Origin of the sequence: Vibrio zhanjiangensis (assembly GCF_030161235.1) — a bacterium.
GTDB classification, from domain to species: domain Bacteria; phylum Pseudomonadota; class Gammaproteobacteria; order Enterobacterales; family Vibrionaceae; genus Vibrio; species Vibrio zhanjiangensis.
Window position 1 is genome coordinate 1 of the sequence record NZ_BSPW01000002.1, and the last position, 2,540, is coordinate 2,540.

A 2,540-nucleotide genomic window follows, 5' to 3' on the forward strand; every position below is an offset into this window, starting at 1 on the left:
TCCTTGCTCAGTCAACAGTTGCAAGATTACTGCACGGCGGAGGGGGCGACGCTCTTTATGGGACTGCACGCACTCTTTGCCGCATTACTGAGTCGCTACAGCAATGAAACTGACATTGTGGTGGGCAGCCCTGTGGCCAATCGGGAGCAACCTGAAATTGCGCCTTTGATCGGCTTTTTTGTCAATACTTTAGTGTTACGAGCCGATTTATCTGAAGCGCCGAGTTTTAATACGCTGCTAACACAATGCCGAGCCACGGCTTTGGATGCCTATGCGCATCAGCAGGTGCCATTTGAGCAGTTGGTGGAAGTATTACAACCAAACCGGCACTTAAGTCACCATCCCTTATTCCAAGTGATGCTGGCGTTACAGAACAATGACACCGCTGAGCTGAACTTGCCTGGCGTTGAGGTTCAGTTTGAAGCGCCTGACCTGACCATTGCCAAATTTGATTTAACCCTGAATGTGGTGCAAGATGCGAATGGATTGGCGCTGGATTGGGAATACAATCAAGATCTCTTTAAAGCCGAGACGGTTGCACGTCTAGCAGGGCATTTTGAAGCCTTGCTACAAGCCGCACTCACTCAGCCAGAGCGCCCGCTGGCTGAGCTGGACATTTTGACCGTAGAAGAAAAACAGCAGCAGTTAGTCGAGTGGAATGACACCCAGCAAGACTTCCCAAGCGAGCTGTGCATCCATCAACTGGTTGAAGCTCAAGCTGCTGAGCAGCCAGACGCGACCGCTTTAGTGTTTAACCAGCAGAGCCTGAGCTATGGTGAACTCAATCAACGGGCCAACCAGCTAGCACATTATTTATTAGAGCAAGGCGTGCGCCGCGATACTTTAGTCGGTCTCTGCGCTGAGCGCAGTTTTGAGATGATGATTGGTCTTTTGGGGATACTAAAAGCCGGAGGCGCTTATGTGCCTTTAGACCCAAGCTACCCAAGCGAGCGTCTGGGTCATATGATCGAAGACAGTGGTGTGGGGGTAATCATCACCCAGCAGCACCTTATCCATGATTTACCTAAAGATTCTGCCCAAGCGTCTTACCGCACTATTGCCTTGGATTGTTCAGAGGTGCAGCAGCAACTGAGCCATTACATCCAAGAGAATATCGACCCAACGCTGATCGGTTTAACCTCAAGGCATTTGGCGTATGTGATTTACACTTCAGGGTCAACGGGTAAGCCTAAGGGAGTGCTGGTCGAGCATCGAGGGGTGATCAATGCCGTTTCTGATCAAGTACAACGTTTTGATGTCACTCGAACGAGTCGAATAGGCCAAATTGCCGCCATTAGCTTTGATACTTCGGTACTCGATTGGTCTCTAGCACTATCTACGGGGGCCGCGCTCTACCTGTACCCTCATGATGTCATTTTATCGCCTTCTGAGCTGTCAAACCGAGTTGCACACGATGTACTTACCCATTGCATTTTAACGCCAGCGCTATTGCCTCATCTTGACTCAAGGTTATGGGAGAGTGTCCAAACTCTGGTCGTTGGAGGTGATCAGTGCGCTCTTGAAGTTGCACAAGCTTGGTCTGAAAAGCGTCGCTTCTTTAATGCGTATGGACCAACCGAAGCGACCATTGATTGCTGCGTATTTGAATATAAAGGATCACCGTCAGTTTTACCCATTGGCCGTCCGATTAATAATGTTGAGGTGTATGTACTCTCACCAGAGCAGCAGCTTGTGCCCATCGGTGTGCCGGGCGAGCTTTATGTCGGGGGTGTGGGCTTAGCGCGCGGTTATCTCAATCGCCCTGAACTTACGGCTGACAAGTTTATTGCTCATCCCTTTAGTGATGACCCAGACGCGCGTTTATATCGCACCGGAGATTTGGTGCGCTGGCTGCCCGATGGCAATCTTGTCTTTTTAGGTCGTTTGGATCATCAGGTCAAAATTCGTGGGTTTAGGATTGAGTTAGGGGAAATTGAGTCCCAGCTGCTGCGTGAGCCAAGCGTTAAAGAAGCCGTAGTCTTAGCCCGTGAAGATCGCGGTGGTGACAAGCGTTTGGTCGCTTATGTCACAGCCGCTGAGACGCCTGAGGCTTTGGACGAAGGAACGCTGATGGAGTCACTGAGGCAAAGGTTAAAAGCCGTACTGCCCGATTACATGGTGCCCTCGGCTTTTGTGGTGTTGGAGCAGTTGCCATTAACGCCTAACGGTAAAGTGGATCGTAAGGCCCTGCCTGAGCCGGATTTAGCTCAGGTGACCGGCGCTTATGAAGCCCCGCAAAGCCTCACCGAAGCGCGCTTAGCAGAACTCTGGCAAACCTTGCTGCACCTAAACTCGCCTGTCAGCCGTGATGCGCATTTCTTTGAACTGGGTGGGCATTCGTTATTAGGTGTCCGACTATTAGCTGGCATTCGAGAGCAATTTGCCTTAGACATCCCGATTAAAACGCTCTTTGCGCAGCCTATTCTGAGTGAGCTGGCGGTGGCATTAGATGCCGAGGCGTCGATGGCAGGGCAAGCTATTCAGGTGCCACCGATGGTGGCCCGTGACCCACAGTTAACCGCATTGCCGTTATCTTATGC

At 51.1% G+C, this 2,540-nt stretch carries 1 protein-coding gene; it reads left to right on the plus strand.

Going from position 1 to position 2,540, the window contains the following annotated elements:
* Nucleotides 1-57 precede the first annotated feature (57 nt).
* Nucleotides 58-2,540 (plus strand): non-ribosomal peptide synthetase (locus QQK21_RS00465; RefSeq protein WP_284190250.1); only part of this gene is annotated, 2,483 nt, incomplete at its 3' end.